The 12,074-nt window shown below is 73.1% G+C and carries 15 protein-coding genes; 10 read left to right on the top strand and 5 right to left on the bottom strand.

The features are described from left to right. Positions 1 to 113 precede the first annotated feature (113 nt). On the top strand, positions 114 to 1,034 hold the full coding sequence (locus AC54T2_RS03765; RefSeq protein WP_496665559.1) for a methylenetetrahydrofolate reductase: 921 nt from the start codon (positions 114 to 116) through the stop codon (positions 1,032 to 1,034). A gap of 53 nt (positions 1,035 to 1,087) precedes the next feature. Here the strand turns inward: AC54T2_RS03765 and AC54T2_RS03770 are convergent, their stop codons facing one another. The 4 genes from AC54T2_RS03770 to AC54T2_RS03785 all read right to left on the bottom strand — a co-directional run bounded on the left by AC54T2_RS03770 (position 1,088) and on the right by AC54T2_RS03785 (position 4,137). Further along, a complete protein-coding gene (locus AC54T2_RS03770) occupies positions 1,088 to 1,456 on the bottom strand; it encodes a PRC-barrel domain-containing protein (protein ID WP_496665560.1) in 369 nt (122 codons plus the stop codon). A gap of 245 nt (positions 1,457 to 1,701) precedes the next feature. Further along, the gene (locus AC54T2_RS03775; RefSeq protein ID WP_186339582.1) at positions 1,702 to 2,364 is read right to left on the bottom strand and encodes an FMN reductase; all 663 of its coding nucleotides are present in this window, start codon (positions 2,362 to 2,364) and stop codon (positions 1,702 to 1,704) included. Further along, positions 2,361 to 3,509: an LLM class flavin-dependent oxidoreductase gene (locus tag AC54T2_RS03780; protein ID WP_496665561.1), complete on the bottom strand. Its 1,149-nt coding sequence runs from the start codon at positions 3,507 to 3,509 to the stop codon at positions 2,361 to 2,363. The genes AC54T2_RS03775 and AC54T2_RS03780 overlap by 4 nt, the downstream gene beginning before the upstream one ends. A gap of 85 nt (positions 3,510 to 3,594) precedes the next feature. After that, complete coding sequence (locus AC54T2_RS03785) at positions 3,595 to 4,137, bottom strand: DinB family protein (RefSeq protein WP_496665562.1); 543 nt, start codon at positions 4,135 to 4,137, stop codon at positions 3,595 to 3,597. 191 nt (positions 4,138 to 4,328) lie between these two features. On the opposite strand from AC54T2_RS03785, the gene AC54T2_RS03790 reads away from it, so the two are divergent. Beyond that, complete coding sequence (locus AC54T2_RS03790; RefSeq protein WP_206054454.1) at positions 4,329 to 4,715, top strand: hypothetical protein; 387 nt, start codon at positions 4,329 to 4,331, stop codon at positions 4,713 to 4,715. Here AC54T2_RS03790 and AC54T2_RS03795 read toward each other — a convergent pair. Further along, positions 4,703 to 5,341 carry a LuxR C-terminal-related transcriptional regulator gene (locus AC54T2_RS03795; protein ID WP_489976351.1) on the bottom strand — a complete coding sequence of 213 codons (639 nt, stop codon included), beginning with the start codon at positions 5,339 to 5,341 and terminating at the stop codon, positions 4,703 to 4,705. The genes AC54T2_RS03790 and AC54T2_RS03795 overlap by 13 nt on opposite strands. Positions 5,342 to 5,528: 187 nt before the next feature. Here AC54T2_RS03795 and AC54T2_RS03800 point away from each other — a divergent pair, with 187 nt between their 5' ends. From AC54T2_RS03800 to AC54T2_RS03835, 8 genes are read left to right on the top strand one after another with little or no spacing between them, the layout of a single operon-like run. Continuing rightward, positions 5,529 to 5,831 carry a metal-sensitive transcriptional regulator gene (locus AC54T2_RS03800; RefSeq protein WP_496665563.1) on the top strand — a complete coding sequence of 101 codons (303 nt, stop codon included), beginning with the start codon at positions 5,529 to 5,531 and terminating at the stop codon, positions 5,829 to 5,831. 46 nt (positions 5,832 to 5,877) lie between these two features. After that, entirely contained in the window at positions 5,878 to 6,081 is a 204-nt protein-coding gene (locus AC54T2_RS03805) for a heavy-metal-associated domain-containing protein (protein WP_186339587.1), read from the top strand. A 44-nt stretch (positions 6,082 to 6,125) separates the two neighbouring features. Beyond that, positions 6,126 to 7,094: a DUF8832 domain-containing protein gene (locus AC54T2_RS03810; RefSeq protein ID WP_496665564.1), complete on the top strand. Its 969-nt coding sequence runs from the start codon at positions 6,126 to 6,128 to the stop codon at positions 7,092 to 7,094. Continuing rightward, the gene (locus AC54T2_RS03815; protein ID WP_496665565.1) at positions 7,084 to 9,315 is read left to right on the top strand and encodes a heavy metal translocating P-type ATPase; all 2,232 of its coding nucleotides are present in this window, start codon (positions 7,084 to 7,086) and stop codon (positions 9,313 to 9,315) included. The genes AC54T2_RS03810 and AC54T2_RS03815 overlap by 11 nt, the downstream gene beginning before the upstream one ends. Positions 9,316 to 9,361: 46 nt before the next feature. Beyond that, positions 9,362 to 10,069 carry an EcsC family protein gene (locus AC54T2_RS03820; RefSeq protein ID WP_496665566.1) on the top strand — a complete coding sequence of 236 codons (708 nt, stop codon included), beginning with the start codon at positions 9,362 to 9,364 and terminating at the stop codon, positions 10,067 to 10,069. A 49-nt stretch (positions 10,070 to 10,118) separates the two neighbouring features. Then, positions 10,119 to 10,478, top strand: a complete 360-nt coding sequence (locus tag AC54T2_RS03825) for a hypothetical protein (RefSeq protein WP_186339591.1) — start codon at positions 10,119 to 10,121, stop codon at positions 10,476 to 10,478. Beyond that, positions 10,475 to 10,876 (top strand): hypothetical protein, encoded by a 402-nt coding sequence (locus AC54T2_RS03830; RefSeq protein WP_496665567.1) that lies wholly within the window; start codon positions 10,475 to 10,477, stop codon positions 10,874 to 10,876. Before AC54T2_RS03825 ends, AC54T2_RS03830 begins: the two co-directional genes overlap by 4 nt. A 54-nt stretch (positions 10,877 to 10,930) precedes the next feature. Beyond that, positions 10,931 to 11,953, top strand: a complete 1,023-nt coding sequence (locus AC54T2_RS03835; protein WP_186339593.1) for a GNAT family N-acetyltransferase — start codon at positions 10,931 to 10,933, stop codon at positions 11,951 to 11,953. The last annotated feature ends 121 nt before the right edge of the window (positions 11,954 to 12,074 follow it).

Here is a 12,074-nt window from a genome sequence, read left to right on the forward strand (position 1 = left end):
CGGCTCCGCACACCCTAGGAGCACGGTCGAGACGCGGCCGACCCGAGCGCGGGCCCGGCCGTCCGCAGCCCTCGCATTCGGAGGTGGGGCGCCGCCACCGCTACCGTGGCGGCGTGGAGATCACCACGCGCATCGGCGCCGGCCACGGTGACTTCATCCTCTTCGCGATCACCCCGCCGCGGCGGTCGACGCCCGCCGAGCGGCTCCCGGAGATCGCGCGCGCCACCATGGAGCGCCTCGACCACCTCGACCTCGACGCGCTGGTCCTCTACGACATCGACGACGAGCGGTCGCGCAACCCCGCGGAGCGCCCGTTCCCCTTCAGCCCGACCGTCGACCCGTCCGACTACCGCTCCGAACACCTCGGGGGCTGGCGGACTCCGACGATCGTCTACCGCGCGGTCGGCAAGTACCAGCGCGACGAGCTGCAGACCTGGCTCAGCGCGCAGGATCCCCGCCGGACGTTGACCGTGCTGGTCGGTGCCGCCTCCAGCGGCCTGGCCGCGCCGGTGTCCCTCGCCGACGCCCAGGCGCTGCGGACCGAGCTCAACCCCGACCTGCTGTGCGGAGGGGTGGCGATCCCCGAGCGGCACAGCCGACGCGACAACGAGCACCTGCGCCTGATCGCCAAGCAGGAGGCCGGCTGCCGGTTCTTCGTGTCCCAGGTCGTCTACGACCTCAACGCCGCCAAGAACCTCGTCTCCGACTACCGCTACGAGTGCGCGGCCCGTGGCCTGGCTCCGGTCCCGATGGTGTTCACGTTCTCCGTGTGCGGCTCGATGAAGACCCTCGAGTTCCTCCGCTGGCTCGGCGTCGACGTCCCCCGGTGGATCGAGAACGACCTGCGGCACTCGACCGACCCGTTGGCCGCCTCGCTCGACCAGGCGCAGGCGACGGCCGTCGAGCTCATCGACTTCTGCCGCCGCCTCGAGGTGCCCATCGGCGTCAACGTGGAGAGCGTCTCCATCCGACGTGACGAGATCGCGGCGTCGGTCGACCTCGCCGCCCGGCTGGCGGCCCACCTGAGGGCCTAGCGGTCCTCGCGGTGCACCGGGTGCTCGTGGTCGTCTCAGTGCTCGTGGTCGTCTCAGTGCTCGCGGTCGTCCCGGTGCTCGTGGCCGGCGTGCCGGCCGTAGTGCGCGGCGTGGCGGCCCCGGGCGTGCTCGTCCCAGGTGTCGTCGTCGTAGTCGGGCGCGGCCTTGACCTGCTCCTTGCTGACGTTGACGATGATCCGTCTGCCGTCGTGGTCGATGCCCACGACGGTGCCGGCCGGGATCAGCCGCTTCTTGCCGAAGATCCAGAAGCCCGTGTCGACCACGAGCCACGCCCCGTCGGTGTCGGCGGTGGCCCGGTCGACCTTGCCGATCGGGCCGTCATCACCCTCGACGTCGTAGCCGACGAGGTCGCGGTCGTGCGCCCACTCGCTGTCGCGGTAGCTCCAGACTGTGTCGCTCATGTGTCCCTCCGGGGGTCTCGGTCGATCGTGCAGGCTCGTCACACGCATACGCCCCGGGGAGCCCGATCCGGCGCCCCGGAGCGATCGTGGAGGCTCCACGTCACCCAGTGGCTGGGATCATCCCCGATCCCGTCGAAGTCCCCGCTCAGGCGGGGACTCCGACACAGGCGGTCCGCAAGTCACCGACACAACCACCGCCCGACGGCGGAGAGCACACCCGTGGGGCGGTGTCCCGGTCCGGGCCGTCAGTCGGTGCCGGTGTGGCCCCGCAGCAGGTCGCCGAACGGCGTCACGTCGGCCTCCACCTGCGTGCCGGACGTACGCCGCGGGCGGGCGGCGAGGTCGGGGGCGAACCCGCCGACGGCGTAGCCGCCCTGGCCCAGCACCAGCGCGGCCAGCTCGGCGGCCGCGCGGGTGATGCGGTCGGAGAGACCGTGGCTGCCGAAGTCCTCGGTGGCGGCGAAGACGCCGGTGGGGACGACCACCGCGCGGAGATAGGCGAAGAGCGGGCGCATCGCGTGGTCGAGCACCAGCGAGTGCCGCGAGCTGCCGGCGGCCGCGGCGATGAGCACCGGCGTGCCCACCAGCGCGTCCTTGTCGAGGGCGTCGAAGAACATCTTGAACAGCCCGCTGTAGCTGCCGTTGAAGACCGGCGTCACCACGATGAGGCCGTCGGCGGACGCCACCAGCTCGCGCAGCTCGGTGAGCCGCGGGGTGGGGATGCCGCCGGTGACCATGAACGTCGCCAGCTCGCCCGCGACCTCGCGCACCTCGATGAACTCGGTCTCGGCGGCCTCGCCGCGCGCGGTGACCTGCGCGAGGGTCGCCTCGGCGAGCTGGTCGGCCAGCAGCCGGGTCGACGACGGCACCGTCACCCCGGCCGTGACGACGACGATGCGTCGGCTCATGCGTCGACCTGCGCGGCCTGCTGCGCCTCGATGCGGGCCCGGGCGGGCTCGACGAGGTGGTGGGGGGCCTCGGGACCGGCCGTCACGAGCGAGCTGTGGGTGGGCGGGTCGCTGGGCACGTGGGCGGGACGGCGCCGCTCGAACTCGGCGCGCAGCACCGGCACGACCTCGGTGCCGAGCATCTCGATCTGCTCGAGGACCAGCGAGGTGGGCAGACCGGCGTGGTCCATCAGGAAGAGCTGGCGCTGGTAGTCGCCGGCGTAGTCGGCGAAGCCGAGCGTGCGCTCGATGACCTGCTCGGGGGTGCCGACGGTCAGCGGGGTCATCTCGGAGAAGTCCTCCAGCGACGGGCCGTGGCCGTAGACCGGGGCGTTGTCGAAGTAGGGCCGGAACACCCGCTTGGCCTCGGCCTCGGTCGAGGCCATGAACGCCTGGCCGCCGAGCCCGACGTAGGCCTGGTCGGCGGAGCCGTGGCCGTAGTGCTCGAAGCGGCGGCGGTAGAGCCTCACCATCTGCTCGGTGTGCTCCTTGTTCCAGAAGATGTGGTTGTGGAAGAAGCCGTCACCGTAGTAGGCCGCCTGCTCGGCGATCTCGGTGCTCCGGATCGAGCCGTGCCAGACGAACGGCGGCGTGCCGTCGAGCGGAGCCGGCGTCGAGGTGTAGCCCTGCAACGGGGTGCGGAACTGGCCCTGCCAGTTGACGACGGGCTCGCGCCACAGCGTGCGGAGCAGGTGGTAGTTCTCGACCGCGAGCTTGATGCCGTCGCGGATGTCCTTGCCGAACCAGGGGTAGACCGGCCCGGTGTTGCCGCGGCCCATCATCAGGTCGACGCGGCCGCCGGAGAGGTGCTGGAGGAACGCGTAGTCCTCGGCGATCTTCACCGGGTCGTTCGTGGTGATGAGCGTGGTGCTCGTCGAGAGCAGGAGCCGCTCGGTCTGCGCCGCGATGAAGCCGAGGTGCGTGGTCGGCGACGACACGACGAACGGCGGGTTGTGGTGCTCGCCGGTCGCGAAGACGTCGAGTCCGACCTCCTCGGCCTTGAGGGCGTACTGCGTCATCGCTGCGATGCGCTCGGCCTCGGACGGGGTGCGTCCGGTGGTCGGGTCCGGGGTGACGTCGCCGACGCTGAACATGCCGAACTGCATGGTGTCCTCCGAACATGGGGAACGGCTGGTTGAAGGTTGTATCACCTCCAACCGGGCTGCCGTCCCCAGTATTCCGAGGAACCGGTCAGGACGCGGCGGTGGGCGGGGTGTGGGCGTACAGGTCACGGAGCAGGGCGATCTCGGCTCCGTGGTGGATGACCTCGCGGTTGATGTGCAGGATCAGCGTCGCCATCGGTGCGGCCGCCCACGGCCCCTCGGCCGGCCCGACGGGCGTGTCGAGATCGGCGTCGGCCAGGCCGTGCACCCCGTCGCGCCAGAGCCGGTAGGCGTCGTCGAGCTGCCGCAGCGCGGTGTCGGCGTCGGCGGCGTAGTCCCACGACTCGTAGTCGGCCGGCGGACCGCCGAAGTGGGAGTGCGCCCGCGTCGCCAGGACGCCGACGATCACGTGGGCCATCCGCCAGGCGATCGTCGTCAGCGGCTCGGGCTGCGGGGGCGGATCGGCGAAGTCGGGGACCATGCGTGTGCCGTGCCTGCGGATCGTCCAGCAGCCGGGCACCGGCTCGAAGAAGTACTCGTCGTCGGTGAGCCCGTCGAGCCGGGGACGCAGCTGGGCCGTCCAGTGCCAGTCGAGCTGCTCAGCCAGCTGGGTGATGCGGGAGTTCGTCATGGGCACCAGCCTCCCCGCACCTCAGGACAGGTGGTGTCCTGAAGCGCCCCTTCCGTGTCGCCCGCTGACGTCCGCGCCTCGACCTGCGGAATCGCCGGGCGGGATGGCGCGTTGCACCGGTCCCCGGGTGCACGCTCGGAGGACAGCACCCGGTGACGACACCCGGGTCGAGCGCCGCGAGAGGAGCGACGATGACCGACTTCACCCCGTTCGAGGACCTGCTCCGCGGGCACGCCGGCCTGCTCGAGGACAGCACCCACGACCGCTGGCTGCGTGCCCAGGCGCTCTTCGAGGAGCGCGCCTACCGCGAGACGGCGGTCCTGCTGACCGAGCTGCTCGACGACCCCGGCGAGGTGCGGCACGAGCTGACCGACGTACGCCTGCTGCTGGCGCGTGCGCTGTTCCACTCCGCGCAGCTCGAGGGCACGATCCGGGTCGCGACCGAGCTGCTCGAGCACGACCCCAACGAGCCCTACGCCCACCTGCTGCTCGGGCGCGCCCTGCAGCGCCAGGGACGGCGCCAGGAGGCCCAGCCGCACCTGCGCCTGGCCGAGCTGCTGGGCGGCTACCGGAGCTGACGGGCGTCGTCGACGCCGCCGAAGGCCTCCGCGGCCAGGCCGTGGGACACGGCCCACAGCACGGCCTGGCTCCGACTCTGCACACCGGTCTTGCGGTAGGCGCTGCGGATGTAGGACTTCACCGAGTTGAGCGAGATCTGCATCTGTCGCGCGATGTCGTCGTTGCTCTTGCCGGTGGCGATGTGCGACAGCGTCTCGCGCTCGCGGGCGGTCAGCAGGTCGGCCTGCGTGCTCGAGCGCAGGGCCTTGGTCGGCAGCACCGGCAGCAGCGGCGCGACCACCGTCTCGCCGAGGTGGATCGCGCGCAGCGCCCGCCCGAGCTGGGGGGCGTTGAGGCTCTTGGCGAGGTAGCCGGTGACGCCCTGGCCCAGCGGCTCGTGCGCCAGCCCCGGCTGGTGGTTCCACGTGTAGACCGCCACGCGGCGGATGTGCGGATCGGCGACCGCGCGCTGCAGGGACGTGTCGCCGCGAGGCGTCCCGAACGTCTCCACGAGCGCGATGTCGATGGGCTGGCGGGCGCGGTCCTTGATGGTGCCGAGCTCGAAGCCGCCGAGCGTCTTGAGCATGCTGTCGAGGCCTCGCTTGACGAGCTCGTCACTACCGAGAAGTGCGACTCGGATGTCCATGGTGTTCCTGATGGTGTCGTCCGGAGGGGGATGGACGATCCACCCCCGACGACCCCCCGACCGTCACCGCGACAGTAGCCCGAGCCGGTACCCCGCACCGCTTCATGGTGGTGCCAGCACGAGCGTTTCCACCCCTACGGGCGAGCCTCGCGGAGCCGCGCATACCCCCAAGGGGTATGATGGACGCATGAGCGAGCAGCACGGACACCTCGAGGGCAACGACGCGGCCGTACAGGCCCACCTCAAGCGCCTGCGCCGGATCGAGGGACAGATCCGCGGGATCCAGCGGATGGTCGAGGAGGAGAAGTACTGCATCGACATCCTCACCCAGGTCTCCGCGGCCACCAAGGCGCTCCAGTCGCTCGCCCTCTCGCTCCTCGACGACCACATGGCGCACTGCCTCGTCGAAGCGGCGCGCCAGGGCGGCCCCGAGCAGGAGCAGAAGCTCCAGGAGGCGTCCGAGGCCATCGCGCGCCTCGTGCGTTCCTGAGCCACCAGCCACCACCAGTCCGGATCCCCACCATCGAGGAGCACCCATGAGCACCCAGACCTTCACCGTCACCGGCATGACCTGCGGCCACTGCGCCGCGTCGGTCACCGAGGAGATCTCCGAGATCGCGGGCGTCGAGGACGTCGACGTCGTCGTCGAGACCGGAGCCGTCACCGTCACCAGCACCGCCCCCCTCGACGAGTCGGCCGTCCGTGCCGCCGTCGAGGAGGCCGGCTACGCGCTCGCCTGAGCGCGCCTGCACCCTCCACCCCTCACCTCCCGGAGGACCCGAGCATGAGCACCCCCCTGCGCGTCGTCGCGTTCGTCGCCTCCCTCGCCACCGCCTTCGCGCTGGCCTGGGTCGGCGGCCGGTTCGTCGGCCCGCTCGACACCGAGCCGGCCGCCGGCGCCCACACGGACGACGCGGGTCACGGTGCCGGGGACGACGCGGACCACCCTGCCGAGGACGGAGCCGGGGAGGGCGACGGGCACGCGGAGCACGCGTCGGGGGTCGCCGACGTCGCCGGGCTCACCTCCCGCGCCGACGGCTTCTCGCTGGCCATCGCCGATCGCACGCTGCCCGCCGGGCGCACCCGTCTCGACTTCCAGGTGCTGACCTCCAGCGGGCGGCCCCTCCTCGACTACACCCGTGAGCACGAGAAGGACCTGCACCTCATCGTCGTACGCCGCGACCTGACCGGCTTCCAGCACGTGCACCCGCGCCTCGACCGCGCGAGCGGCACCTGGTCGGTGGACGTGGACCTGACCCCCGGGGTGTGGCGGGTGGTCGCCGACCTGGTGCCCGAGGGCTGGGACGGCATCACGCTGGCCGACGACGTGGCGGTGGCCGGCGACTTCTCCCCGCGCCCGCTGCCCGCCGACGACCGCACCGACCGGATCCGCACGGACGAGGGCACGTACGCCGTCACGCTCCAGGGCGACACGGCCCCGGGAGCGTCGACGGTGCTGACCACACGCATCGAGCTCGACGGCGAGCCCGTCACGGACCTCGAGCCCTACCTCGGCGCCCACGGCCACCTCGTCGCGATGCGCGCCGGCGACCTGGGCTACCTCCACGTGCACCCCGAGGACGGCGCCGCGGGCCCGGGCATCGACTTCGCGACCGCGTTCCCCGAGCCGGGGACCTACCGGCTCTTCCTGGACTTCAAGCACCGCGGCACCGTGCACACCGCCGCGTTCACCGTCGAGTCGGGCGGGGCACCGTCCGGCGACCACGCCGAGGGCGGCGACCATGAGCACTGAGACCACCACGAGCCCCCGGGCCGACGTCGAGCTGGCCATCACCGGCATGACCTGCGCGTCGTGCGCCCACCGCATCGAGCGCAAGCTCAACAAGCTCGACGGCGTGACGGCCACGGTCAACTACGCGACCGAGAAGGCCAAGGTCACCTTCCCCGACACCGTGAGCACCGACGACCTGCTGCGCACCGTGGAGGCCGCCGGCTACTCCGCCGCGCTGCCGACGCCCCCCGGTGCGCCCACACCCGACGACGTCCCCGAGCGCGACCCGCTCCTGCAGCGGCTGCTGGTCAGCACCGTGCTCACCGTCCCGGTGATCGCGATGGCGATGGTGCCGGCATGGCAGTTCACCTACTGGCAGTGGGCCTCCCTCGCCCTCGCCGCTCCCGTCGTGGTCTGGGGCGCGCTGCCCTTCCACCGCGCCGCCTGGACCAACCTGCGCCACGGCGCGACGACGATGGACACCCTCGTCTCGGTGGGGGTGCTGGCCGCGTTCGCCTGGTCGCTGTGGGCGCTGTTCCTCGGCACGGCCGGCGAGCCGGGCATGACCCACCCGTTCCGCATCTCGATCGACCGCACCGACGGCGCGGGCAACATCTACCTCGAGGCCGCCGCCGGCGTGACGACGTTCCTGCTCGCCGGGCGGTGGCTGGAGCACCGGTCGAAGCGGCGCGCGGGCGCGGCGCTGCGGGCGCTGCTCGAGCTCGGTGTGCGAGACGTGGCCGTCCTGCGCGACGGCGCGGAGGTCCGGATCCCGGTCGAGCAGCTCGCGGTCGGCGACCTGTTCGTGGTCCGCCCCGGCGAGAAGGTCGCGACCGACGGCGAGGTCGTCGAGGGCACCTCCGCGGTCGACGCGTCCATGCTCACCGGCGAGTCCGTGCCGGTGGAGGTCGGCCCCGGTGACGCCGTCGTCGGGGCCACCGTCAACGCGGGCGGGCGGCTCGTCGTGCGCGCCACCCGCGTGGGCGCCGACACCCAGCTCGCACAGATGGCGCGGCTGGTGGAGGACGCCCAGAACGGCAAGGCCGAGGTGCAGCGCCTCGCCGACCGCGTGTCCGGCGTCTTCGTGCCGGTCGTCATCGCGCTGTCCGTGGCCACGCTCGGCTTCTGGCTCGGCGCCGGGGGCGGCGCCACCGCGGCGTTCACCGCCGCCGTCTCGGTGCTGATCATCGCCTGCCCGTGCGCCCTCGGCCTGGCGACGCCGACCGCCCTCATGGTCGGCACCGGCCGCGGCGCGCAGCTCGGCATCCTGATCAAGGGCCCCGAGGTGCTGGAGTCCACCCGCCGCGTCGACACGATCGTGCTCGACAAGACCGGCACCGTGACGACCGGGGAGATGACCGTCCACGAGGTGGTGGCCGCAGAGGGCGAGTCGCCCGACCACGTACGCCGCCTCGCCGCGGCCCTCGAGTCGGCGTCCGAGCACCCGATCGCCCGGGCCATCGCCGCCGTGGAGGGTCCGCTGCCCCCCGTGGCGGAGTTCGCCAACCGGGAGGGCCTGGGCGTGCAGGGCGTCATCGAGGGACACGCCGTCGTGGTCGGCCGACCGAGCCTGCTGGCCGACTGGGCACAGCACCTGCCGCCGTCGCTGGAGGCTGCCGTGGAGCGGGCGCAGGCCGAGGGCCGCACCGCGGTGGCGGTCGGCTGGGACGGCGGCGCCCGGGGCGTCGTCGTCGTCGGCGACACCGTCAGGCCGACGTCCGCACGAGCCGTCGCCGCGCTGCGCGAGCTGGGCCTGACGCCGGTCCTGCTCACCGGCGACAACGAGGCCGCCGCCCGCCACGTCGCCGCGCAGGTCGGCATCGACACCGTCGTGGCCGACGTGCTGCCCGCCGACAAGGTCGCCGAGGTGCAGCGGCTCCAGGCGGCCGGCAAGGTCGTGGCGATGGTCGGCGACGGCGTCAACGACGCCGCCGCGCTCGCCCAGGCCGACCTCGGCCTGGCGATGGGCACCGGCACCGACGTGGCCATCGAGGCCGGCGACCTGACCCTCGTGCGCGGCGACCTGCTGGTCGCCGTCGACGCGATCCGGCTCGCGCGCCGCACGCTCGCCACGATCAAGGGCAACCTGTTCTGGGCCTTCGCCTACAACGTCGCCGCCCTGCCGCTGGCCGCCGCCGGCCTCCTCAACCCGATGCTCGCCGGTGCCGCGATGGCGTTCTCGAGCGTCTTCGTGGTGACCAACAGCCTGCGCCTGCGCGGCTTCCGCTCCGCGACCTCCTGAGCGGGACCAGGGGTCGGGTGCCCGACCGCTTCGTAGGGTGGCCAGCATGGGACTCAAGGACCTGGTGCGCCGTGGCGGCTCCGAGACGTCGAGGACGTCGGCACTCGACGCCGCCGGTGACCCGCGACCCGACCCGGGGGCGGTCGACCGGATGGTCGCGCTGCTCCTCGACGTCGGCCTCGACGGCCGCGGACCGCTCAGCCCGGTCCGCTCGGTCGCCGGCGAGGCGCTCCGCAAGGCCGGCGGCGACCGGGAGAAGGCGATCGCGGCGCTGGCCCGCCGCAGCACCCTCACCGGCGGCGTCGGCGGCTTCGTCACCGGGATCGGCGGCTTCGTCACGATGCCGGTGTCGCTGCCGGTCAACGTCGCGGAGTTCTACCTCCAGGCCGTTCGGATGGTCGGCGGCATCGCGGTGCTGCGCGGCCACGACATCGACGACCCGCGGGTGCGTACGGCGATCCTGCTCACGCTGGTCGGCTCCGACGCCGACGAGGTGCTGCGTCGGACCGGCATGTCGACCGCCGGCAGCCGGGTGACGAGCTACGCCCTCAAGGGCCTGCCGCCCGCGGCGCTGATGATGGTCAACAAGGCCGTCGGCTTCCGGCTGGTGCGCGGGGTGAGCGAGAAGGCGCTGGCCCGCCTCGGCCGGGGCGTCCCGGTCGCCGGCGGACTGGTCGGCGGCGGCATCGACGGGTGGATGATGAAGAAGATCGCCGACCACGCCATGCGCGAGCTCCCCCCGGTCGAGGGCTGACTCGGTCCTCCGGCGGGACGTGCGGGCCACTCTGGGACAATCGACCCTCGTGGACGGACCCCTGCCCCTCGTGCTGCTCGCCGCCTCGCTGCTCCTCGCGCTGGTGGTGCTGGTCTACGTCGCGCTCGACCGCACGCCCGACTGGGGCCTGCTCGGCTTCGCCGCCGTCATCGAGGCCGCGACGCTGGTGCTGATCGTGGTCGCCGCGTTCCAGGTCGGCGGCGCCGACCTCAGCGGCCCCTCGGCGATCACGGTGTTCGGCTACCTCGTCGCAGGGCTCGTGCTGCTGCCGATCGGGTTCGCCTGGTCGCTCGCCGAGCGCAGTCGCGGCGCCACGGCCGTGCTGATGATCGCCGCGCTGGCGCAGGCGTTCATCGTCGTCCGCGCGGTGGCGGTGTGGACCGCGTGAGCCGCGCCGCCTCGACGTCGTCGGGCCTGGGACGCACGCTCGTCGCCGTCTACGGCGTCTTCGCGCTCGCCGCGACCGCCCGCTCGCTCGTCCAGCTGGCCACCAAGGCCGACGAGGCGCCCCTCGCGTACGCCCTCTCGGCCATGGCCGCGCTCGTCTACGTCGCCGCCACCCTCGGCCTCGCCGAGGTCGGCCCCAGCCCCCGCGGGCTGGCCTGGGCGGCGGTCGGGTTCGAGCTGGTCGGCGTGCTCACGGTCGGCACCCTGACCGTGCTCGACCCCGAGCTGTTCCCCGACGCGACCGTGTGGTCGGACTACGGCGCGGGCTACGGGTGGCTCCCGCTCGTGCTGCCGTTCGTGGGCATCGCCTGGCTCTGGCACACGCGGGCGCGGGACTGACGACGGGTGCAAACCCCGTTGCCCGGTCGCGGTGGCGGCCGAGAGCCTGTACGGGTGATCCCGTCGCCCTACCCGATGCGCACCGAGCGGCTGACGCTGCGCTTGCCCCGCGCCGAGGACGTGCCGGCGCTGACGGCCTACCGCAACGACCCCGAGGTGGCCGCGCTGCAGGTCTGGGAGCTGCCGTGGAGCGAGGAGCGGGCGCTCGAGCTCGTCGCCCGGCACGCCGGCCTCACCGACCTCGCCGACGGCGGCCGCCACCAGGTCCTGATCGAGCAGGACGGCCGGGTCGTCGGCGACCTCTTCGTCGGCCTGCACGAGCACGGCGGGGTGGCCCACCTCGGGTTCACCCTGGCGCGGGCGGCCCAGGGGCAGGGGATCGCCACCGAGGCGGCGAGCGCCGTCGTCGCCGACCTCGTCGAACGCCTCGGCGTGCACCGGGTCGTCGCCGAGCTGTCGCCGCGCAATCTCGCGTCGGCGCGGCTGCTCGAGCGGCTGGGGATGACGTTTGAGGTGGAGACCCACCGCTCGTTCTGGTGGCGCGGCGGGTGGGACGACAACCTCGTCTACGCGATGAGCGCGGCGCAGTGGCGCGCCTGGCGGGACCGGCCGCGTACGCCGCCGACCGACGTGCGGCTCGTGGAGATCACCGACGACACGTTCCGGAGGTGGACGCGGGTCGGTGTCCACCACACGCAGCAGCGCTTCGTCGCGACGGTGCAGCAGTCGTTCGTCGACGCGCTCTTCCCCGGCACCCGCGACGGCGTGCCGCTCGTCGCGGACTGTCGCGGCATCGAGGCCGACGGCGATCCCGCCGGCTTCCTCATGTGGTCCGAGTCGCCGCCACGGCCCTACCTCTGGCGCTTCCTCGTCGACCGGCGCCACCAGGGCCGCGGCATCGGCCGCCGCGCGCTCGACCTGTGGGTGCGGGCGATGCGGGAGCGGGGGCACGCCGAGGCGGAGACGAGCTGGGTGCAGGCGCCGGGCGGACCGGAGGCGTTCTACCTCGCGTCGGGGTTCGTGCCCACCGGCGAGCACGACGACGGCGAGGCGCTCGCGCGGCTGCGCCTCGGGTGAGCGTCGCGGCGGCTCGGGCGAGGGACGCGAGCCACCCCCGCGCAGCCACTGACGATCCCGCTCGCAGAGCGGGCTCGACTGGTGACACCCGCGCCTGCGGCGTGTCATTCTCGACTCTCCG

This window comes from Nocardioides sp. Z35_8 (genome assembly GCF_059621125.1).

Excerpts from the sequence above, each read along its gene's own strand:
- AC54T2_RS03785 (WP_496665562.1), bottom strand. The coding sequence starts at position 4,137 with ATGACGAACTCCCGCATCACCCAGCTGGCTGAGCAGCTCGACTGGCAC.
- AC54T2_RS03770 (WP_496665560.1), bottom strand. The coding sequence starts at position 1,456 with ATGAGCGACACAGTCTGGAGCTACCGCGACAGCGAGTGGGCGCACGAC.
- AC54T2_RS03810 (WP_496665564.1), top strand. The coding sequence starts at position 6,126 with ATGAGCACCCCCCTGCGCGTCGTCGCGTTCGTCGCCTCCCTCGCCACC.
- AC54T2_RS03790 (WP_206054454.1), top strand. The coding sequence starts at position 4,329 with ATGACCGACTTCACCCCGTTCGAGGACCTGCTCCGCGGGCACGCCGGC.
- AC54T2_RS03815 (WP_496665565.1), top strand. The coding sequence starts at position 7,084 with ATGAGCACTGAGACCACCACGAGCCCCCGGGCCGACGTCGAGCTGGCC.
- AC54T2_RS03800 (WP_496665563.1), top strand. The coding sequence starts at position 5,529 with ATGAGCGAGCAGCACGGACACCTCGAGGGCAACGACGCGGCCGTACAG.
- AC54T2_RS03805 (WP_186339587.1), top strand. The coding sequence starts at position 5,878 with ATGAGCACCCAGACCTTCACCGTCACCGGCATGACCTGCGGCCACTGC.
- AC54T2_RS03775 (WP_186339582.1), bottom strand. The coding sequence starts at position 2,364 with ATGAGCCGACGCATCGTCGTCGTCACGGCCGGGGTGACGGTGCCGTCG.
- AC54T2_RS03820 (WP_496665566.1), top strand. The coding sequence starts at position 9,362 with ATGGGACTCAAGGACCTGGTGCGCCGTGGCGGCTCCGAGACGTCGAGG.
- AC54T2_RS03780 (WP_496665561.1), bottom strand. The coding sequence starts at position 3,509 with ATGCAGTTCGGCATGTTCAGCGTCGGCGACGTCACCCCGGACCCGACC.
- AC54T2_RS03795 (WP_489976351.1), bottom strand. The coding sequence starts at position 5,341 with ATGGACATCCGAGTCGCACTTCTCGGTAGTGACGAGCTCGTCAAGCGA.